The 20,556-nt window shown below is 58.3% G+C and carries 18 protein-coding genes; 17 read left to right on the top strand and 1 reads right to left on the bottom strand.

The genetic code is table 11. From position 1 onward, the window contains the following. From hisS to rpoD, 15 genes are all read left to right on the top strand, one after another. Positions 1-1,287, top strand: a complete 1,287-nt coding sequence (hisS, locus tag WA928_RS01035; RefSeq protein ID WP_424298446.1) for a histidine--tRNA ligase — start codon at positions 1-3, stop codon at positions 1,285-1,287. A gap of 8 nt (positions 1,288-1,295) precedes the next feature. After that, a complete protein-coding gene (locus WA928_RS01030) occupies positions 1,296-1,934 on the top strand; it encodes a YfgM family protein (protein ID WP_424298443.1) in 639 nt (212 codons plus the stop codon). Positions 1,935-1,939: 5 nt separating this feature from the next. Continuing rightward, positions 1,940-3,091 (top strand): outer membrane protein assembly factor BamB, encoded by a 1,152-nt coding sequence (gene bamB, locus WA928_RS01025; RefSeq protein WP_424298440.1) that lies wholly within the window; start codon positions 1,940-1,942, stop codon positions 3,089-3,091. Next, the gene (gene der / locus WA928_RS01020; protein ID WP_424298437.1) at positions 3,084-4,478 is read left to right on the top strand and encodes a ribosome biogenesis GTPase Der; all 1,395 of its coding nucleotides are present in this window, start codon (positions 3,084-3,086) and stop codon (positions 4,476-4,478) included. The genes bamB and der overlap by 8 nt, the downstream gene beginning before the upstream one ends. Then, positions 4,475-5,551 (top strand): histidinol-phosphate transaminase, encoded by a 1,077-nt coding sequence (gene hisC, locus WA928_RS01015; RefSeq protein WP_424298434.1) that lies wholly within the window; start codon positions 4,475-4,477, stop codon positions 5,549-5,551. Before der ends, hisC begins: the two co-directional genes overlap by 4 nt. Positions 5,552-5,695: 144 nt before the next feature. Beyond that, on the top strand, positions 5,696-5,932 hold the full coding sequence (hfq, locus tag WA928_RS01010) for an RNA chaperone Hfq (RefSeq protein ID WP_350383256.1): 237 nt from the start codon (positions 5,696-5,698) through the stop codon (positions 5,930-5,932). Between the two features lie 111 nt (positions 5,933-6,043). Beyond that, the gene (gene hflX, locus WA928_RS01005) at positions 6,044-7,147 is read left to right on the top strand and encodes a GTPase HflX (RefSeq protein WP_424298430.1); all 1,104 of its coding nucleotides are present in this window, start codon (positions 6,044-6,046) and stop codon (positions 7,145-7,147) included. Then, positions 7,125-8,447, top strand: coding sequence for an FtsH protease activity modulator HflK (gene hflK, locus WA928_RS01000; protein WP_424298427.1), 1,323 nt, complete (start codon positions 7,125-7,127; stop codon positions 8,445-8,447). Before hflX ends, hflK begins: the two co-directional genes overlap by 23 nt. A gap of 10 nt (positions 8,448-8,457) precedes the next feature. After that, a complete protein-coding gene (hflC, locus tag WA928_RS00995) occupies positions 8,458-9,351 on the top strand; it encodes a protease modulator HflC (protein ID WP_424298424.1) in 894 nt (297 codons plus the stop codon). Between the two features lie 93 nt (positions 9,352-9,444). Beyond that, complete coding sequence (locus tag WA928_RS00990) at positions 9,445-10,608, top strand: ATP phosphoribosyltransferase regulatory subunit (protein ID WP_424298524.1); 1,164 nt, start codon at positions 9,445-9,447, stop codon at positions 10,606-10,608. A 55-nt stretch (positions 10,609-10,663) separates the two neighbouring features. Continuing rightward, positions 10,664-11,959, top strand: coding sequence for an adenylosuccinate synthase (locus tag WA928_RS00985; protein WP_424298421.1), 1,296 nt, complete (start codon positions 10,664-10,666; stop codon positions 11,957-11,959). A 72-nt stretch (positions 11,960-12,031) separates the two neighbouring features. Continuing rightward, on the top strand, positions 12,032-12,589 hold the full coding sequence (locus tag WA928_RS00980; protein WP_424298418.1) for a phosphoribosyltransferase: 558 nt from the start codon (positions 12,032-12,034) through the stop codon (positions 12,587-12,589). Positions 12,590-12,750: 161 nt separating this feature from the next. Continuing rightward, on the top strand, positions 12,751-12,963 hold the full coding sequence (gene rpsU, locus WA928_RS00975; RefSeq protein ID WP_298015764.1) for a 30S ribosomal protein S21: 213 nt from the start codon (positions 12,751-12,753) through the stop codon (positions 12,961-12,963). Then, the gene (gene dnaG / locus WA928_RS00970; protein WP_424298415.1) at positions 12,964-14,940 is read left to right on the top strand and encodes a DNA primase; all 1,977 of its coding nucleotides are present in this window, start codon (positions 12,964-12,966) and stop codon (positions 14,938-14,940) included. Positions 14,941-15,031: 91 nt separating this feature from the next. Then, positions 15,032-17,281: an RNA polymerase sigma factor RpoD gene (gene rpoD, locus WA928_RS00965; RefSeq protein WP_424298412.1), complete on the top strand. Its 2,250-nt coding sequence runs from the start codon at positions 15,032-15,034 to the stop codon at positions 17,279-17,281. Positions 17,282-17,334: 53 nt separating this feature from the next. Here rpoD and WA928_RS00960 read toward each other — a convergent pair whose 3' ends face one another. Next, a complete protein-coding gene (locus WA928_RS00960) occupies positions 17,335-18,210 on the bottom strand; it encodes a helix-turn-helix domain-containing protein (RefSeq protein WP_424298409.1) in 876 nt (291 codons plus the stop codon). Between the two features lie 118 nt (positions 18,211-18,328). Here WA928_RS00960 and pobA point away from each other — a divergent pair, with 118 nt between their 5' ends. Together pobA and WA928_RS00950 are read left to right on the top strand one after the other, a co-directional pair. Then, the gene (gene pobA / locus WA928_RS00955; protein ID WP_424298406.1) at positions 18,329-19,507 is read left to right on the top strand and encodes a 4-hydroxybenzoate 3-monooxygenase; all 1,179 of its coding nucleotides are present in this window, start codon (positions 18,329-18,331) and stop codon (positions 19,505-19,507) included. A gap of 37 nt (positions 19,508-19,544) precedes the next feature. Then, positions 19,545-20,516, top strand: a complete 972-nt coding sequence (locus WA928_RS00950) for a PDR/VanB family oxidoreductase (RefSeq protein WP_424298403.1) — start codon at positions 19,545-19,547, stop codon at positions 20,514-20,516. The last annotated feature ends 40 nt before the right edge of the window (positions 20,517-20,556 follow it).

Raw genomic sequence — 20,556 nt, 5'->3', positions numbered from 1 at the left:
ATGTCCGAATTCAAGAAACTCGCCGGCCTGACCGGCATGAAAGATACTTTGCCGCCCGAGTCCTCTCGTTGGCAGCAGCTTGAAGCGCTGGTGCGACAGTGGCTGGCCGCGTATGGCTACCAAAACATGCGTACGCCGATACTAGAGCATACCCGGCTGTTTACCCGTGGCATCGGTGAAGTCACGGATATTGTCGAAAAAGAAATGTACTCTTTTGTCGACCCGCTAAACGACGAGCGGCTGACCATGCGCCCGGAGTTTACGGCAGGGGTTGTGCGCTCCGCTATCGAACACAATTTTTTGTACGACCGTCCGCGGCGCATTTACGCCATGGGGCCCGTGTTTCGCCACGAAAGGCCTCAACGTGGGCGCTACCGGCAGTTCCACCAAATCGACGTTGAAGCCCTGGGGTTTTCCGGGCCCGATGTCGATGCTGAACTGATCATCATGCTGGCGCGCCTGTGGCGCATGCTGGGGTTAAACGATATCCGGCTCGAGCTCAATTCGCTTGGCCAGGCCACCGAGAGAGCAGCGCACCGGGCGGCCTTGATTGAGCACCTGGAGCGCCACATCGACGTGCTGGACGAAGAGGCCCGTCGCCGCATGCACAGCAACCCGCTCAGGGTGCTGGATACCAAAAATCCCGCTATGCAGGAGATGGCCAATGCCGCACCGCGCTTGTTCGATTTTCTCGGACCAGAGTCTCGTGCGCATTACGCCGGATTGTGTGCCCGGCTGGACGATGCCGGTATTTCCTATACATTAAACCCGCGGCTGGTTCGCGGGCTGGACTACTACAACCTCACTGTTTTCGAGTGGGTCACCGACCGCCTGGGTGCCCAAGGTACCGTATGCGGCGGTGGGCGCTATGATGGCCTCATCGAGCTGCTGGGCGGCAAGCCTGCACCGGCCGTGGGCTTCGCAATCGGTATGGAACGTTTGCTGGATCTCTGGCAGCAGGATGCCCCCCAGGAGACCAGTGCCGAATGTCAGGTGTACATGGTGCATCAGGGGGATGCCGGCCAGCGGCAGGTGGTGCGTTTGGCAGAAGCCTTGCGGGATGCCGGGTTACAGGTACTTGTTCACGCAGGCTCCACTGGGTTTAAATCGCAGTTTCGCCGGGCGGATGCCAGCGGTGCTGCTGTGGCAATTATTGTTGGGGAAGATGAACTCTCTTCGGGATGTGCAACGGTCAAATGGTTGCGGGCCCGGCAAGACGACACCCCGACACAACAAGAATCAGTCGCGTTTGCTCAACTGGTTGATTATCTCAAGCAAAGGATCTAACGACAGGCATGGCATACGATCTCGAAGAACAGGAAAAAATCGACGCCCTGAAAGCATGGTGGGAGCGTTACGGCACCTTCTTGATGGTGCTGGTGCTGGCCGTATTGGCAGCCTTTGCAGGCTGGCGCGGCTGGCAATGGTATAGCGGCCATCAGGCCGGCCAGGCCATGGGTTACTACGAAGCGCTCACCACAGCGGCCAGCCAGCCGGGTGAGGACTCTGTGGTGCGCATCAAGGCGGCCAGCGCAGCATTACGAGACGATTATGCCAGCTCAGGTTATGCAGCCCGCGGTGTTTTGGTCGCTGCCTGGGCCTTGCAAGAACGCAAAGACCTCGACGGCGCACGAGAGCAACTGCAGTGGCTGGCTCAGGATCACTCTGCGCCTGCACTCCAGGCAGTGGCGCGTTTGCGCCTAGCTGGCGTTTTACTGGCCCAGAAGCAGTATGCGGCCGCACAAGATCAGCTCAAGGGAGACATTCCTGCAGGCTTTGAAGGCTTGTACGCAGATCGCCGGGGTGACATCTATGCCGCCCAAGGAGACACAAAGCAGGCCGTTGAGGCCTGGAACCAGGCACTTAAGATGTTTGGTGCCGATCCTGCCGCCCAGATTGTCCAGCTCAAAATCGATACCACCAACGGAGCCTGAGCCCCATGCGTATCCCTGTCCGTCTGTTTCGTGCAGCTGTCATCAGCATCGCGGCTGTGGGCCTGTCCGGTTGTGGTCTGTTTTCCAGCCACGACGCCCGGTTTGATCCGGCCGAACTCACCGAGTACACCCCATCACTGTCAGTGAGTACACGGTGGTCCACCTCTATTGGCAGCGGCGGCGACTACGGCTTTGCTCCGCAGGTAGTGGGCGATACCGCCTATGCAGCAACGCCGTCTGGCTCTGTTGTTGCGCTTGATCTTGCCAGTGGCGCGGTACGCTGGCGTGTCGACGACAAGCCCTTGCAAGCAGGCGTGGGTAGCGATGGCGACACAACGGCTGTGGTTACCCGTGAGGGGGTTGTGGTGGCCTATGATGCCACCGGCCACGAGCGCTGGCGCAGCCAGGCTGCCAGTGCGGTTAATGTGCCACCCGCTGTAGGCAACGGGATTGTGGCCGTCCGCACCACGGATTACCGCATACAGGCTTTTGATGCGGCCTCGGGGAAATTGCGCTGGAACATCCAGCGTCCGGGCCCTGCACTGGCTTTGCGCACCAGCATCCGGATGGCTGTGGCACCCAATCTGCTGATCGCCGGTATGCCCAACGGCCGTTTGTTGGTAATTGATACGGCCTCTGGTGCCGTGCGCTGGGAAGGCACCGTTGCTGCTTCCCGGGGGGCCTCCGATCTCGAGCGCATCAGCGATGTGGTTGGTCAGCCGATTACCATTGGTCCGCTTTTGTGCGGCGTAAGCTATCAGGGCCGTATCACCTGCTTCGACGTCTCACAGGGGGGGCGCGCCGTCTGGTCGCAAGATATTTCGTCGGCCACCGGGATGGTTACCGACGGACAGCGGATTTATCTACCCGATCTGCGCGACCGCGTTCATGCCCTTGACCTGAAAGACGGTCACGAATACTGGAAGCAGGCAGCGTTGCTTAACCGCCGCTTGTCTGCGCCGGCTGTTATCAAGAATGTGGTGGTGGTTGGCGACTACCAGGGTTATCTGCATTTCCTGTCGCGCACCGATGGCGCCTTGCTGGCGCGCACCCAGATAGGTAGCGACCCCATCCAGTCCGCTTTGCTGGCCACCCCACGTGGGGTTTTGGTTCAGACAAATAGTGGCAATCTCTCCCTGGTAGGTGTCAGTGACTGACCTCCGATTCAAGCCTGTGGTGGCCCTTGTGGGGCGCACCAACGTGGGCAAATCAACGCTCTTCAATCGCCTGACGCGGTCGCGCGCGGCCTTGGTAGCCAATATTTCCGGTCTTACCCGTGATCGCCATTATGGCGAGGGCAGGATGGGGGATCAGCCCTTCATCGTGGTGGATACCGGGGGGTTTGAACCCGTCTCAACACGGGGGATTCTGGTGGAAATGGCGCGCCAGACAACGCAAGCCATTGCCGAGTCCGATGTCGTGTTGTTCCTGGTGGATGGTCGTGAAGGCATCAATGCCCACGATCACGAAATTGCACGGCTGTTGCGCAAGTCGGGGCAACGCGTATTGCTGACTGTCAATAAAGCCGAAGGTATGCGAGATCACGCTGATCTCGCCCAGTTTCATGAGCTGGGCCTGGGCGAGCCGCATGCCATCTCTGCCGCGCATGGCGATGGCGTGTCTGCACTGGTAGATGATGCATTGGCACCTTTGTTGGTCGTCTCCAAGCCTGTCGATGATGAAAGCAGCGAGGCTGACCATGCGGCAGAGGGTGCTGCAAAGGCGCCTGATCACCGGATCAAGCTGGCGATTGCCGGGCGGCCAAATGTTGGCAAGTCTACGCTCATCAATACTTTGGTCGGAGAAGAGCGGGTCATTGCCTATGATCTCCCCGGCACTACCCGGGACGCCATCGAGATCGAGTTCCAGCGCGGCGAGCGGCGCTATACCCTGATCGATACAGCCGGTTTGCGCCGGCGGGGCAAGGTCTTTGAAACGGTCGAAAAATTCTCGGTCATCAAAACGCTTCAGGCCATTGAGGCAGCCAACGTGGTGTTGCTGCTGATCGATGCGCAAGATGGGGTGTCAGACCAAGACGCCCACATTGCCGGCTTTGCCCTTGAAGCGGGCCGGGCACTGGTGGTGGGTCTAAACAAGTGGGATGCAGTTACCCAAGAGCAACGAGAGTGGGTGCAGCGCGAGTACGATCGCAAATTGCGCTTTCTGTCGTTTGCGCGGGTTGTGCATATGTCGGCGCTCAAAGGGCAGGGTGTCAGCGCAGTGCTCAAAGCTGTCGAGGCGGCACATGCCGCAGCGTTTGCCAAGCTGTCCACGCCCAAACTGACGCGTATTTTGCAAGCGGCCGTCGAACAGCAGCCGCCTCCACGCAAAGGTATTTTCCGGCCCAAGATGCGCTATGCCCACCAGGGCGGCCAAAACCCGCCACGCATCATCATCCATGGCAATGCACTGGATGCTGTGCCGGATTCCTATCGGCGCTACCTCGAGGGGCAGTTTCGCGATGCCTTCAAGCTTTTGGGTACGCCGCTCAGTGTCGAGTTCAAGTCTTCTCACAACCCCTACCTTAAGGACGCAGAGTCGTGAGTGCCCTCTGGAGTGACCACGTCGCAGGGTTGGTGCCGTATGTTCCGGGCGAGCAGGCGCGCATCCCCAATTTGCTAAAGCTCAATACCAACGAAAACCCATATGGGCCTTCACCCAAGGCCTTGGCTGCCATGCAGGCGGCCATCTCTGATGATCTCCGCCTTTACCCCGATTATCAGGCGCTGGGATTGCGTCGGGCGGTGGCTCGCCGTTTCCGGCTTGAGCCTGATCAGGTGTTTTTGGGCAATGGTTCCGACGAGATCCTGGCGCATGTGTTTAACGCGTTTTTCAGGCGCGGTGAGCGTGCGCTCTGGCTGCCCGATGTCACTTACAGCTTTTATCGTACCTATTGCCGGTTTTACAATGTGCCCCATCGGCTGATCCCGCTGGCAGACGACTTTACGCTGCGGATTGGGGATTACACCGGAGACACAGACCAGGAACCTGCCGGGATTATCTTTGCCAACCCGAATGCGCCCACCGGGTGTGCCCTGGATCTCGGATCGATTGCCGCCATTGCACAGACACGGCCGGATTGCGTCGTGGTGATCGACGAGGCCTATGTGGATTTTGGGGCAGAGTCTGCCGCTTCCCTGCTGGAGCGTTATCCCAATCTGGTGGTGGTTCACACTTTGTCAAAATCACGCTCTTTGGCCGGCTTGAGAGTTGGGTATGCCTTGGCGTCCACCGAGCTCATCGACGGACTGCTGCGGGTAAAGGATAGTTTCAACTCGTATCCGCTTGATCAGGTGGCCCTGGCAGGCGCCCAGGCAGCCATCGAAGACGAGGCCTGGTTCGAGCAAACCTGCCAGGCGGTTATGCAGTCGCGTGAAAAGCTCTCGGCAGATCTGCAAACCTTGGGCTTCAGTGTTTTGCCATCCAGCACAAACTTTGTGTTTGCACGGCATCGCAGCCAGGACGCTGTCGTGATTGCACGTCGTTTGCGAGATCACGGCATTTTGGTGCGACATTTTCAGGCACCGCGGATCGACGATTACCTGCGCATTACCGTGGGGACACCAGAACAATGCCAGCGCTTGTGTGATACGCTCAAGAGTGTTCTAGCAGATTGACCCGCTGGCATTTCTTTAGTGCGCCACGCAAGCGTGCTGCAGTGCACGATTGGCATTAAAATACACGGCCGGACCGCTCTGCCATGCCCCTGCGGGCGACACAGAGCATCCTAATCATAACTTCAATAACCGGAGCCCCCGTCCATGAGCAATAAAGGGCAAATTCTTCAAGACCCATTCCTCAATGCCTTGCGCAAGGACCACATTCCTGTCTCTATCTATCTGGTCAATGGCATCAAGCTGCAGGGCCAGGTCGAATCCTTCGATCAGTATGTTGTGTTGTTGCGTAATACCGTCACGCAGATGGTGTACAAGCATGCGATTTCTACCGTGGTTCCAGCCCGGCCGGTTTCTTTTCAGGTGGACGACTCTGCTGAATAACTCCCAGAGAAAACACACTGCTTTTCAGCCCGCCGTGCCTGTAGCATCGGCGGGTCTTCGTTTTGAGGTACGGGCGGGCGCGGCCATCCAGTCCGCTGCCTGGGGGCGTGCATGATCGCGCTGGTCATCAGTGTCGATCTCGGTGAGTCCGACTACACGGCGCATGCTGAAGAATTCCTGATGCTCGCACGCGGGGCAGGCGCAGAGATCGCCGAGGTACTGTCGGTGCGGCGTAGCCGGCCGGATGCTGCAGGCTTCATTGGCTCCGGAAAAATCGAAGAAGCCGCTGCTTTGGTCAAGGCAACGGGTGCCGAGGTCGTTTTGTTCGACCAGCCTCTCAGCCCAGCCCAGCAGCGCAACCTCGAGCGCCACTTCGAGGTTCGGGTCGTAGACCGCGTCGCCCTGATTCTGGATATTTTTGCGCTACGTGCCCATAGTCACGAGGGCAAGCTGCAAGTTGAACTCGCCCAGCTCCAGCATTTGTCTACCCGCCTTACCCGCATGTGGACTCACCTCGAACGCCAGAGCGGCGGCATCGGGGTGCGCGGGCCGGGTGAGTCTCAACTCGAAACCGACCGGCGCCTGATTGGATCGCGTGTGCGGGCTTTGCGAGACCGCCTCGAGCGTGTCCAGCGCCAACGCCTGACCCAGCGGCGGGCGCGTCAGCGTGGGCAAACATTGTCAATATCCCTGGTGGGTTATACCAATGCAGGAAAATCCACCTTGTTCAATGCCCTGACGCGGGCGGATGCCTATGCGGCAGATCAATTGTTTGCGACACTGGATACCACTACTCGCAAAGTCTGGATTGAAGGTGCAGGCCAGGTTGTGGTGTCTGATACGGTTGGATTTATTCGTTCTTTGCCTCCAACCCTGATCGCGGCGTTTCGGGCAACACTCGAAGAAACCGTGCATGCTGATTTATTGCTGCACGTTATCGACGCCGCCAGCCCGCAACGTGACGAGCAGGCATTTGAGGTAAACAAGGTTTTAAAAGATATTGGTGCGGATGATATTCCGCAGATTTTGGTTTACAACAAAATCGATGCTGCGGGATACGAACCGCGAGTCGAAAGAAACGAACATGGTACGATTGCGCGAGTCTTTGTCAGTGCGCTGCACCGCAGCGGACTGGATGGTTTACGGCAATCTGTTGCCGAGTTTGGGGGGTCAACGGGAAACAATGCGTGGAATGAAACTGTTCAACCTGAATGATCCGGGCTGGGGGCGCGGTCAGCAAAATCAGGATAATACCCCACCAGAAAAACCTAATTCGGCGGGTGGTCCACCCGATCTGGATGAAGTCTGGCGTGATTTTAATAAACGCCTGTCTGGGCTGTTTGGTCGCCGCGGTGGTGGCGGTGGGCCGCGCCGTCCTTCGGGCGGTGGCTTGCCATCGTTGCCGGGGCCGTCCCCCAAGTTTGTCCTTCTGGTGATTATTGCCGCCATTTTGCTCTGGTTGGCCAGTGGCTTCATGATTGTGCAAGAAGGTCAGGTGGCAGTGGTTACCCGGTTTGGCAAGTATGTGCATACGCTCAGCCCGGGCCTGCAATGGCGCTGGCCATCACCCATCGAAAACTCCCAGGATGTCAATATCGCCCAACTGCGGACATTCGAAGTCGGCTTTCGTGGGTCTTCGCGCAACAAGGTGCTGTCTGAATCCCTCATGCTGACCAACGACGAAAATATCGTCGATGTGCAGTTTGTGGTGCAGTATCGGTTGCGGGCGGATGGCGCGCCTGCCTATCTGTTTAATACCAGCCAACCCGACGAGTCTGTCCGCCAGGCCGCCGAAACAGCGATGCGTGAGATCGTTGGCCGCAAGCCCATGGACTTCGTGCTGTACTCCGGTCGTACCGTGGTTGCCACAGAAGTCCAGGAACTGGCGCAAAGCATCCTTGATCGCTATGAAACCGGGATCCAGATTTCAACCGTTGCCATTCAAAACGTTCAGCCGCCCGAGCAGGTTCAAGCAGCCTTTGATGATGCCGTGAAGGCGGGCCAGGATCGCGAACGCCAGATCAACGAAGGTAATGCGTACGCCAGCAAGGTGCTGCCTGAAGCCGAAGGCCAGGCCGCCCGAATGATCCAGGAATCCGAGGGCTACAGCGCCAAGGTGATTGGCGAAGCACAAGGTAATACGTCGCGTTTTGACAGCATTGCTACCGAATACACCAAGGCGCCGGATATCACTCGCGATCGTATCTATCTTGAGACCATGCAAGATATCCTCAGCGATACAGCCAAGGTGATGATTGACGCACCTGTGGGCAATAACATGCTGTATTTGCCCCTCGACAAAATCATGAACCAGGTGGGCTCGGGTAAAGGTGGCTCCTCCAGCTCAGGCAGCGGCGGCACGGGCTCAAGCTCCTCCAGCAGCTCTACTGTCAGTGCGGCAGCTTCCGCTCAGACAAGTTCCAGCAAGGGGGCTGCATCCAGCCCGGCATCCTCCACCCGTGGATCCGTGCCTTCCGGCCTGAACAGCCTGATGAGCAGCCCGTACTCAAACTAGGAGCTTATTGATGCAACGTTTTTTTCCTGCCCTGGTTGGTCTGGTTGTCGTAGTGGCCGTTTTGTCGTCCAGCCTGTTTGTGGTGCGCGAACGCGATTCGGCTCTGCTGTTTGCACTGGGCGAAGTGCGAGAAACCATCACAGAACCCGGCCTTTACTTTAAATACCCGCCACCCTTTGAAAATGTGGTTTACCTCGACAAACGGCTTCAGACCATCGAAAGCCGTGATCCAGAGCGTATTCAGACCGCCGAGAAAAAGAATCTGCTGATCGATTCTTTCGTGAAGTGGCGTATTGCAGACCCGCGCCTTTACTACGTCACCTTCGGGGCCAATAGCGGCGCCGCTGTCGAACGTCTCCAGGCCCAGATCCGCGATGCCCTGAACGCAGCGGTTAACGTGCGGACAGTCAAGCAGGTGGTGTCCAGCGATCGGGACACCATCATGAAAGAAATCCAGAATTCGGTGGCTCAAAGGGCCAAGCCGCTGGGGGTGGATGTCGTGGACGTACGCTTGCGCCGAATTGATTTCGCGCCAGAGATCTCCGAGTCTGTCTATCGCCGTATGGAGGCTGAACGCAAACAGGAAGCCAACCGTCTGCGCGCCAGTGGTGCAGCCGACAGCGAGCGTATCCGTGCCGAAGCCGATCGCAAGCGCCAGGAGGTTTTGGCGCGTGCGTATGCAGAATCCCAAGCCAAGCGAGGCGAGGGTGATGCAACCGCAGCGGCTATTTACGCCCGCTCGTATGGGCAGAACCCCGAGTTCTATCGCTTCTACAAGAGCCTGGATGCTTATCGATCTGCATTCTCGGGTAACGGCAGCACCTTGGTTCTGAGCCCTGATTCAGACTTCTTCCGCTACTGGGACAACGCACGGGGCACGCCTCCGGCCGCCCCCGCGCATTAAATTCCACTAGCCAACCCGGCCTCGGCCCCCTGTTTTTGGGGTTCTGGCCGGGTTGATTCGTGCCGGATCTGATTTTGGAATAAACACACCATGATTTCAAACTGGCTGTTGCCGGAAAATCTGTCGGATATCCTGCCGGCCGAGGCGCGGCGTATTGAAGAACTTCGCCGCGAACTCCTCGATCTCTATCGTACCTACGGCTTTGAGCTGGTGGCACCGCCGATGGTCGAGTACCTGGATTCCTTGATGTTGGCAGATGACGAGGGCCTGCGCCTGCGTACCTGCAAGCTGGTGGATCAGCTGTCCGGGCTCACGATGGGTGTGCGGGCTGATATTACCGTGCAAGTTTCCCGTATTGATGCCCATCTTCTGAATCGCCCGGGTGTGACGCGGCTTTGTTATTGCGGGCCAGTGGTGCATGCGCGGCCTTCAGGGCTGATGTCCGATCGCGAACTGCTGCAGATTGGTGCCGAGATCTTTGGTCATGCTGGCGTGCAGTCAGATATCGAGGCCGTGCAATTGGCCCTGGCTTCAGTGCGCCGGGCTGGTGTTCAGCAACCCCGGCTCGACCTCAACCACCCTGGTGTGGGACGTGCGTTGGTGGATGCCGATCCCGCATTGGCCGAGGTGTCAGACGAGATCTACGACCTGCTCAGTGCCAAGGATGTGCCAGGGCTTGAAGCCTTGTGCGACCAACAAGGTGCGCGTCCGGAAACCCGGCAGGCACTTCGCACGCTGACCACCCTGTACGGTGATTTGCAGACGGTGCAGCGGGCTCGGCAGTGTTTGCCGGCGCTGCCTCCCATCCATGCCGCACTGGATGCCTTGCAGACATTGTGTGATGCACTGGCAGAGGCCGCGATTGCCATCGACCTTGCTGATATGGGTGGTAGTTACGGCTATCACTCCGGGGTGGTGTTTTCGATTTACGCGGCCGGGTGGCATGACGCGCTTGTCAGGGGTGGGCGCTATGATGGCATTGGACGGAAATTCGGGCGTTCGCGGCCGGCTACCGGCTTCAGCCTCGATCTCCGCAAGCTGTCTGCAGGCCTGCCGGATGCATGTCAGACTCAGGCTGTTCGTGCGCCTTGGTCGGATGATCCTGCGCTTGCACAGGCGGTGGCCAAGCTGCGCAGCAATGGGCAGATTGTGATCCAGAGCCTGCCGGGAGAACCCCAGCAGTTCGACGAGTTCAGCGTGGATCAAGAGCTGGTTTTAGTGGATGGTGCGTGGGTTCTGCGAACCCTTGCCGTCTGATGGTATAAACTTATTCGTTTCGCAAGGCGACATGGTGTCGCCACAGTCAGGGCTTATGAGCAAGAACATCGTCGTGATCGGCACCCAATGGGGTGACGAAGGCAAGGGCAAAATTGTGGATTGGCTCGCAGAGTCTGCCCAGGGCGTCGTGCGCTTCCAAGGGGGGCACAATGCCGGCCACACTTTGTGGATCAATGGTAAAAAAACCATTCTTCGGTTGATCCCTTCCGGAATCATGCACCCGCACGTTACCTGCTACATCGGCAATGGGGTTGTGCTGTCGCCAGAAGCCTTGCTCGGCGAGATTGCCGAACTCGAAGCGGCCGGGCTGGAAGTGCGTTCCCGCCTGCAGATTTCTGCGGCCTGCCCGCTGATCCTGCCTTACCACGTGGCACTGGATCAGGCCCGTGAGGCTCGCAAGGGCGAGGGCAAGATTGGTACCACTGGCCGTGGCATTGGTCCGGCCTACGAAGACAAGGTCGCCCGTCGTGCGCTGCGTGTCCAGGATCTCTATGATCCCGCAGTGTTTGATGAAAAGCTGGCCGAAGTTCTGGATTATCACAACTTTGTGCTTACCCAATACCTTGGTGCCAAGGCGGTTGAGGCCAGTGCCGTGCGGGATCAGGTCATGGAGCTTGCCCGTCAGATCGAGCCTATGGTGGCCGATGTCTCCAGCAATATCTATGTTGCGCGTAAAGCAGGGCACAATTTGCTCTTCGAGGGCGCACAAGGCACTTTGCTGGATATCGACCACGGAACATACCCGTTTGTCACCAGCAGCAACTGCGTTGCAGGCGCGGCGGCGGCAGGCACGGGCGTTGGCCCGCAGGCGCTGGATTATGTGCTGGGTATCGCCAAGGCCTACACCACACGGGTGGGCTCCGGCCCATTCCCCACAGAGCTGCTGGATGATACAGGTCTGCGTCTCGCTACGGTGGGCAAAGAATTCGGTTCCGTTACGGGCCGCCCGCGCCGCTGCGGCTGGTTTGATGGCGCAGCCATGAAACGCTCGGTTATGATCAACGGCTTAACCGGCCTGTGCATTACCAAGCTGGATGTGCTCGACGGCGTCGAACAGATCAAGATTGGTGTGGGCTATCGCTACAAGGGGCAGTTCCTTGACGTGCTCCCCTATGGCGCGCACGCAGCTGCCGAAGCCGAGCCCGTCCTCGAGGAAATGGCCGGCTGGACAGAATCCACCGTGGGCATCACCGAGTACGACAGGCTGCCGGTCAATGCCCGACGCTACCTCGAGCGCATCGCTGAGGTGTGCGATGTCCCCATTGACATGGTTTCCACTGGCCCTGACCGGCTGGAAACCATCGTGCTGCGTCATCCGTTCCAGGGTTGATGCGTCAGGCAAAACCGCAAGGCAACTTGCGGTTTTTTGATTTCACTCTTCTTGCAAGCAACAGGACACACCATGAGTACACCACCGAGCACTGATCGCGACCTCTGGGTTAGCTGGGAGCAATACCACGCCTTGATCGAACAGCTGGCTTTGCAGGTGCATGACTCTGGCTGGGCATTCGACAAGATCCTGTGTCTGGCTCGAGGGGGTGTCCGTGTAGGTGATGTGCTTTCGCGTATTTTTGATTTGCCTTTGGGTATTTTGGCTACCAGCAGCTACCGCGAAGCTGCGGGTACGGTGCAAGGTCAGCTGGATATTGCCCAGTTCATTACCATTACGCGTGGCACCCTGGATGGCAAAGTGCTGCTGGTTGATGACATGGTAGACACCGGGCTTACCTTTACCCGGGTGCGCGACCATCTCCTGCATCAGTTTCCCGGCATTACCGAGCTTCGCACGGCCGTATTGTGGCAGAAGGGCCATGCTCAGGTGCAACCCGATTATTTTATCGAGCAGCTGCCCACCAATCCGTGGATCCATCAACCCTTCGAAGACTATGACAGCCTGCGGCCACACCAGCTTGAGTCCTGGATTCGCAAGGGCGTGCGTACGGCGTATCCAAATCCGTAATAACAACCACAGGCATGGATTCATCTATGGATCCATGCTAGAATCTTCTGCTGTCCAGTTACCAAGCTAATTTGGGCTGGTTTTTATAATTTTCACCGTGGGCGCACCGGCAGCAAGCAGGCCGACACCCATGATTTTGTACAGGCCATCCAAGGATTTACATGCCGATTGTTCGCCTTAAAGAAAACGAGCCCTTCGAGGCTGCCCTGCGGCGCTTTAAGCGCACCATCGAAAAAACCGGTTTGCTCACCGAGCTTCGCTCACGCGAGTTCTACGAGAAGCCCACCGCAGAGCGTAAGCGCAAGCTGGCTGCTGCCGTCAAGCGTCACTACAAGCGCATCCGCAGCCAACAACTGCCGCCGCGACTCTATTGATTGATTCCTGAATCCTTCATCCAGGAACTACTCGCGCGCGTCGATATCGTCGATGTTGTAGGCCGATATGTTCAGCTGCGCAAAGGGGGCGCAAACCTGCTGGGTTTGTGCCCTTTTCACACAGAAAAAACACCCTCGTTTACCGTCAGCCCCAGCAAGCAGTTCTATCACTGTTTCGGCTGCGGTGCGCATGGCAGTGCATTGCACTTCCTGACAGAACATACGGGGGCTCCCTTTCCGGAAGCCGTGCGCACGCTGGCAGCCAGTGTCGGGCTCACCGTGCCGGAAGAGCCCCGTACACCCCGGCAGCGCGCAGCCGAGCGCGAGCGGCGCGAAGAGGGCTCCCGTCAACGTGACATCCTGCAGCAGGCCCAGGCGCATTACCGGGCGGCACTCAAGCAGGCGCCACAGGCGGTTGCGTACTTAAAAAAGCGCGGCTTAAGCGGCGAGATCGCTGCGCGCTACGGGCTGGGCTGGGCAGCGGCTGATCGCCGCGGTTTGGCGGCAGTCTTCGAGCACTACGAAGAGCCGGCACTGATCGAGTCCGGTCTGGTGATCGAGGCGGAGGATGGGCGCCGGCACGACCGTTTTCGGGGCCGGATCATGTTTCCGATTCATAACGGGCGTGGTCAGCTGCTTGGGTTTGGTGGCCGTCTCATCGAGGCGGGCGAGCCCAAATATCTGAATTCACCCGAAACCTCGCTGTTTTCCAAGGGAAATGAGCTCTACGGCTTGCATGAGGCGCGGGCAGGCATTCGTGCAGAAGGCTGTGTGCTGGTGGTTGAGGGCTACATGGATGTGGTGGCGCTGGCCCAGTTTGGTCTGGGCAATGCGGTGGCCACTCTGGGTACCTCCACGACCAGTGCGCATTTGCAGAAACTGTGTCGGGCCAGCGACCGGATCATCTTCAGCTTTGATGGTGACAATGCGGGCCGCAAGGCCGCGTGGCGTGCATTGCAGGCGTGCTTGCCTTGGGTGGCAGAAGACGTGTCGATGCGGTTTCTGTTTTTGCCTGAAGGGCAAGATCCAGATTCCTACATTCGTGCGTATGGTGCCGCCGCTTTGCGGGCGTGCCTGGACGAAGCCTCGCCCTTGTCGCGGTTCATGCTTGATGAGCTTGCCAGCCGCCATTCGCTCAACGAGGTGGAGGGCAGAGCGGCGTGTGTGCACGAGGCCAGGCCGCTGTTTGCCCAGATTCCGTCCGGCGGATTCCGGCTGCAGCTGGAGCGTGAGTTTGCACAATTGGTGCGTCTGACGCCTGACGAATTGGCCGAGATGCTGGAAGCAGGCGGCGCAGCGCCACAGACGGGAGAACTCAAGCCTGTATCGATACGCAAGCCTGAAAGCCTTTCGCCAGGCACCAGAGGCGAGCCGGCCTGGGGCCAGCATGATGCAGCCGCCGCGCAGCAAGCGGGGGAGGCAGGGTGGGAACTCAATACGGGCTGGGAGCGTGTACAGGATCCTGAATCCTTCCTGGGGATGAGTGGGCATGCCCAGAGCCAAGGCACTCCGCTGGTGCCTGGCAAGCGGCACCGAACCCGGCGTACAACGGCACGTACCGTGACGCCGATGGCGCGGCGCCTGTTGCAGTTGTTGTTGGCACATCCCGAGCTTGTTGAGGGCCTGGGCGACCAGCAGCTTGAATTATTGGCACATCATCCCCATTTGCTATTGGTACGGGAACTGATTGCATTGGCCAGTACCAGCGGTGCGCGGCACGCGGGGGCCCTGCTTGAGGCAGCGGATCCCGAATCCGATCTGGCCAGTGCGATACAGGACCTGAGTACCGAGCTGATGGCGCAAGAGTTGCCTGATCCTCGGGCCGAGTGGCGGGATGCCCTGCATCAGATTGAACTGCAATCCGTGCAAGAGCAATGCGATCGTCTTATAGAGACAGGCCTGACAGACAAAACCCAGCGCGAGCGCTATCAAGACCTCAGCCGACGGTTGGCACGGCTGAAGTCGCGAACAGGATGAATCTTCCTGTTAACTGCAGTAAACTACATGGTTTTCAATAAGTTGAACGCCTTCATAACACTGTCAACCGAACTGACAACGGAAAGAGCACATGACCCAAGCAACTGGCAAAACCCCTGCAGCCGCCAAAAAGGTAGCTGCCAAAAAAACCAAGGCGCAGAGCACCGAGCTCGACTCCGTGGTCAAGGCGGCCAGTGCAACGGTAACGGCCGAGCCTGCAGTGGCAAAAAAGGCTGCTAAAGCCCCCGCAAAAGCCAAGGCCACCAAGGCGGCAGCCAAGACTCCTGTAGCCACAAAAACCGTTGCTAAAAAAACCACCAAAAAAGCGGGCGAAGCTCGTGTTGCCAAGGTGCCCAGCGGGCGTAAGCCCGGTCGTCCAGCCAAGGGCGGCAATAACGACAATGCGGATTACGTCAACGATGATGCGGATGATGGCGAAGTCATCCCCGATCTGAAACCGCTGCCCAAGCGCGGCAAGCGTGCCAAGGGCGAAAAAGAAAGCCCCTCGCGTAGCCAGATGACGCCCGAAGAACAAGAAGCACGCCGCAATCGCCTGAAAATCCTGATCAAGCTGGGTAAAGAGCGCGGCTACCTTACCTATGGCGAGATCAACGACCATCTGCCAGACGATCTGGTCGATGCTGAAGCAATCGACGGCATCATCAGCACGTTCAACGACATGGGGATCAAGGTCTACGACCAGGCTCCGGATGCCGAAACCCTGCTGATGAGCGATAACGTGCCGTCGGCGTCCAGCGACGACGATGTCGAGGACGAAGCTGAGGCCGCGCTGACCACTGTCGATTCCGATTTTGGCCGCACCACCGACCCCGTTCGCATGTACATGCGCGAAATGGGCACCGTCGAGCTTCTCACCCGTGAAGGCGAGATCGAAATCGCCAAGCGTATCGAGGATGGCCTCAAGCACATGGTGATGGCGATTGCCGCATGTCCCACCACCGTCAATGAGATCCTTGAACATATTCGTAAGGTGCGTGATGGCTCGGCGCAGATCGACGAAGTGGTCGATGGCCTGATCGACGAAGAAGGCGAAGACTACGCAGGCTCCGGTGTCACCTCCGACGATGATGATGGTCCTGCCGGCGGGATGAGCAGTAAGCAGCTCGAGTATCTGCGCGCCAAGGCGCTCAAGAAATTCGACGTTATCGAATCCTGGTTCGACAAAATGCGTCTGGCCTTCGAAAACGAAGGCTACCGCTCGCCGGCTTACGTCGAAGCCCGCGAGGCCATTCACACCGAGCTCTCAGGCGTGCGCTTTACCGCCAAGATGGTCGAGCGCCTGGCGGATGCCCTGCGCTCCCAAGTAGCCGAGGTTCGCCGCCAAGAGCGCGCGGCCATGGCCATCTGCGTCACCCGTGCCGGCATGCCGCGCACCCATTTCATCAAGGCGTTTCCTGGCAACGAAACCAATCTTGATTGGGTCGTCCAGGAAGTACAGGGCGGGTATGCGTATTCCGAGACCCTCGAGCGCCACGCGCCCGCGGTTCAGGAGGTTCAGCAAAAACTGATCGAACTGCAGCGCAGTGTTGTGCTGCCTCTCAAAGACCTCAAAGACGTCAACAAGCGCATGGCCACCGGCGAAGCCAAGGCCCGCAAGGCCAAACGCGAAATGACCGAAGCTAACCTGCGATTGGTTATTTCCATCGCCAAAAAGTACACCAATCGAGGCCTGCAGTTCCTGGATCTCATCCAGGAGGGCAATATTGGTCTCATGAAGGCGGTCGACAAGTTCGAGTATCGGCGCGGATACAAGTTTTCTACGTATGCCACCTGGTGGATTCGGCAGGCAATCACCCGCTCAATCGCCGATCAGGCGCGTACCATCCGGATTCCGGTTCACATGATCGAGACGATCAACAAAATGAACCGCATCAATCGCCAGATCTTGCAGGAAACTGGCGCCGAGCCTGATCCCGCAACCTTGGCACAAAAGATGGACATGCCCGAGGACAAGGTTCGTAAGATCCTGAAAATCGCCAAAGAGCCTATCTCGATGGAAACCCCGATAGGGGATGATGATGACTCCCATCTGGGCGATTTCATCGAAGATACCGGTACGGTGTCACCTTCCGACTTTGCCCTGCATGGCTCCATGCGGGATGTGGTCAAAGAGGTGCTTGATTCCCTGACACCTCGCGAAGCCAAGGTGCTGCGCATGCGTTTCGGCATCGAGATGAGCACCGATCAGACCCTGGAAGAAGTCGGCAAGCAGTTTGATGTTACCCGCGAGCGCATTCGCCAGATAGAGGCCAAGGCTTTGCGCAAGCTGCGCCATCCCAGCCGGGCAGATAAGCTCAAGAGCTTCCTCGAAGGTCAGTAAGCTTTTCTAGCAGTATCATGCGCCCCCGTACATCACCATGTGCGGGGGCGTTGTTATTGCACGATATTCAGGCGGAAGTTTCGGGGGGACACACCGGCTGTTTTACGAAAAAACCGCGTGAAATGCGCGGGCTCGGAGAAGCCCAGGGCATCGGCAATTTCACTGATGCTTAGTGTGGTGTATACCAGTCTGCGGCTGGCTGCCAGTGCCAGTCGGGCATGAATCATCTGCAAAGGGGTTTTGTCTGCATGTGCCCGAGTTACCAGTGTCAGATGAGTGGTGCTTAAACCCAGCTGCGGGGCGTACCAGGCCACCATATGGTGCTGGCAATGCGCCTGCTCGAGCAAATTTACAAACCGTATATAGTGCTGCAGGCCGCGCTGCGTTTGCCGTTGCCGTGTGCCTTCGGCTGGAGAGCTGCGCAGCCGGGTATATAGCAGCGTCAGCCAGGCCTGTATCAAGGCATCCCTGAAAGGCTGATGGGCACCGTACTGCAGATGCAGCTGGGTGCACGCCTCGTGCAGGCAGCGGCCGTGATCCTGCTGGCTAAAACGATGGATGACCGGCTCTGATGGCGGCGTTGCCGCAGGCCCCAGTTGCTCTGCCAAACGTGTCAAAAGCGCATGTGTGATGGTGATGACATGGCCGGTGCAACGGGCGTCGAACTCAAACCCGTGCACAAAGGCCTGAGGGATCTCCAGCGCGGCAGGCCCCTGAAGCACATGCTGCGCGCCGTCCAGGCCGACGATGGCACGCCCTTTGTGCAGGTACAAAATCTGGTAAAGACCCGCATGGTGATGGGGCCGGATATGCCAATCGTGCAAGCGGCTGCGCGACGCAATGGTTTCGCAATGCAGCATTTCTGCCAGTGGCCAGCTGTCCTGTTCCCCGTATAGCTGGAAAAGCGGGGCACCTTGAAAATAGTTCATATTGGCAATTTTATGCTTGAAAAGTTCATTCCAAAACAGTGAGGGACTTGTCAAGATGGAATCCTCACAGATCAAAAGCAACTTCCATGAAGAAGTTGCAGACAAACGGAGGAGCATCATGAAGACACAGGTTGCCATTATCGGGGCAGGGCCATCGGGCCTGTTGCTGGGGCAATTGCTGCACCGTTGCGGCATTGATAACGTGATTCTCGAGCGGCATACGTCCGAGTATGTGCTGAGCCGGGTGCGGGCGGGGGTGCTTGAGTATGGCTTTGTCGAGTTGATGCGCGAGGCGGGGGTGTCCGAACACATGGATCGCCAAGGCCTGGATCATGAAGGCTTTACGCTGGCTTTTCAGGATGGGCGTCACCGCGTGGACATGAAGGCACTAACAGGCAAATCGGTACTGGTGTATGGCCAGACGGAAGTCACGCATGATCTGATGAATGCGCGCCGGGAAAACGGTGAGCCCATCTACTACGAAGCCACCGATGTGCAGCTGCATGATTTTCTCGACGGCAAGCCTAAGGTGACGTTTCTGCACCAGGGAGAACAGCACTCGCTGGAGTGCGACTATATCGCCGGCTGTGACGGGTTTCATGGGGTGTCCCGCAAGTCGGTGCCGGTCGATCGCATCCAGTCGTTTGAGCGCGTCTATCCGTTTGGTTGGCTTGGCTTGCTCACGGACACCCCGCCGGTGGAGGAAGAGCTGGTATACATCCATAATCCACGCGGTTTTGCCCTTTGCAGCATGCGCTCTCACACCCGTAGCCGCTATTACCTGCAGTGCAGTCTGGCTGAACACGTCGAAGAGTGGTCGGACGACCGCTTCTGGACAGAATTGTCGGCACGCCTACCGGCGGATCTGGCTGCCAAGTTGCAGACAGGGCCTTCGTTCGAAAAAAGTATCGCGCCTTTGCGTAGCTTTGTGGCCGAGCCCATGCGCTTTGGCCGACTCTTTCTGGTGGGGGATGCCGCACACATTGTGCCCCCTACTGGCGCCAAGGGTCTGAATCTGGCGTCCAGTGACGTCTATACCCTATACCACGGCTTGCGGGGTGCCTGTCTTGAGGGCCACCCCGAGCGCCTGGATCGTTATTCGGAAATTTGTTTGCGGCGTATTTGGAAGGCTGAGCGGTTTTCCTGGTGGATGACATCTCTGTTGCATGTGTTTGACAGCGACCCCTTCAGTCAGCGTATCCAGCGGGCCGAGCAGGATTACTACACCAGTACACAGGCAGGGCTTACCACCATCGCCGAAAACTATGTCGGTTTACCTTACGAGCCGGTGGTCTGATCCTGCCCCAGGAGATTTTCGCGCGATAATGGCAGGCATGGATACTCCCTTGATTACCGTGCAGGTCAGCCAGAAACGTGTGGTGGCCCAGGATATTGTGTGTCTCGGCCTCCGTGCGTTGGATGGCCGGGATCTTCCGTCTTTTTTGCCAGGCGCCCATGTGGATGTGCATGTGCCCGGCGGGCTGATTCGGCAATACTCTTTGCTGAGTGACTGTACCGTTTGCACGGATTACCAGATTGCGGTCTTGCGTGAGGCTCAGTCGCGGGGCGGTTCGCAGGCCATCCACGATCTTGTCCAGGTGGGTGATCTGCTGCAAATCAGTGCACCCAGAAATCACTTCGGCCTGGTTCCGGCCGCCTGCACGCTCTTGTTTGCCGGTGGCATTGGCATCACGCCTTTGCTGTGCATGGCGCGCCAGCTGCAAGCCACCAAGATGCCCTTTCAACTGCACTACAGCAGCCGCAGTCAGGCGCGCGCTGCCTTTCTCGATCAACTGCAGCAGTTCCCTGCCGACGCAGTGGCACTGTATTTTGATGATGACCCTGCCACGGCACTGGATATCCCCGGTGTGCTGTCTGCCCAGCCTCTGGCGGACACCCATGTGTATGTGTGTGGGCCTGCCGGCTATATCGATTATGTATGTGGGCAGGTGCGGCAGGCCGGCTTGCCAGATGCCCAGGTGCACGTCGAGCGTTTTGCGCTGGGCGAAGCCGATCGTCCTGTCATTACTGATCAGGACGTTGCGTTTGAAGTGCAACTGGCCAGTACGGGGGAGATCTTCCAGATTCCCGCCGACGAGTCGATCACCTCGGCGCTCGACCGTCAGGGGGTCTTTATCCCGGTATCTTGTGAGGAGGGTATCTGCGGCACTTGCCTGACAGGGATCACCGAGGGTGTGCCGGATCACCGGGACACCTACCTGACAGATGAAGAACATGCAGCCAATGATCAGTTCACCCCATGCTGCTCTCGTGCGCGCACGCCGCGGCTGATTCTAGACCTCTAACAAGGTGCGATAGCCAATTGCTATAGCTGATAGATCTACC

Source organism: Castellaniella sp., from assembly GCF_049651205.1.
Classification (GTDB): domain Bacteria; phylum Pseudomonadota; class Gammaproteobacteria; order Burkholderiales; family Burkholderiaceae_B; genus Castellaniella.
The sequence above is the reverse complement of the archived record's forward strand: the minus strand, read 5'-3'. Positions and strand labels throughout refer to the sequence as shown.

Coding starts and splice junctions, on each gene's coding strand:
- WA928_RS00985 (WP_424298421.1), top strand. CDS start 10,664: ATGAGCAAGAACATCGTCGTGATCGGCACCCAATGGGGTGACGAAGGC.
- hflK (WP_424298427.1), top strand. CDS start 7,125: ATGAAACTGTTCAACCTGAATGATCCGGGCTGGGGGCGCGGTCAGCAA.
- hflX (WP_424298430.1), top strand. CDS start 6,044: ATGATCGCGCTGGTCATCAGTGTCGATCTCGGTGAGTCCGACTACACG.
- WA928_RS00950 (WP_424298403.1), top strand. CDS start 19,545: ATGGATACTCCCTTGATTACCGTGCAGGTCAGCCAGAAACGTGTGGTG.
- WA928_RS00960 (WP_424298409.1), bottom strand. CDS start 18,210: ATGAACTATTTTCAAGGTGCCCCGCTTTTCCAGCTATACGGGGAACAG.
- WA928_RS01030 (WP_424298443.1), top strand. CDS start 1,296: ATGGCATACGATCTCGAAGAACAGGAAAAAATCGACGCCCTGAAAGCA.
- hfq (WP_350383256.1), top strand. CDS start 5,696: ATGAGCAATAAAGGGCAAATTCTTCAAGACCCATTCCTCAATGCCTTG.
- WA928_RS00980 (WP_424298418.1), top strand. CDS start 12,032: ATGAGTACACCACCGAGCACTGATCGCGACCTCTGGGTTAGCTGGGAG.
- pobA (WP_424298406.1), top strand. CDS start 18,329: ATGAAGACACAGGTTGCCATTATCGGGGCAGGGCCATCGGGCCTGTTG.
- bamB (WP_424298440.1), top strand. CDS start 1,940: ATGCGTATCCCTGTCCGTCTGTTTCGTGCAGCTGTCATCAGCATCGCG.
- rpoD (WP_424298412.1), top strand. CDS start 15,032: ATGACCCAAGCAACTGGCAAAACCCCTGCAGCCGCCAAAAAGGTAGCT.
- hflC (WP_424298424.1), top strand. CDS start 8,458: ATGCAACGTTTTTTTCCTGCCCTGGTTGGTCTGGTTGTCGTAGTGGCC.
- rpsU (WP_298015764.1), top strand. CDS start 12,751: ATGCCGATTGTTCGCCTTAAAGAAAACGAGCCCTTCGAGGCTGCCCTG.
- hisS (WP_424298446.1), top strand. CDS start 1: ATGTCCGAATTCAAGAAACTCGCCGGCCTGACCGGCATGAAAGATACT.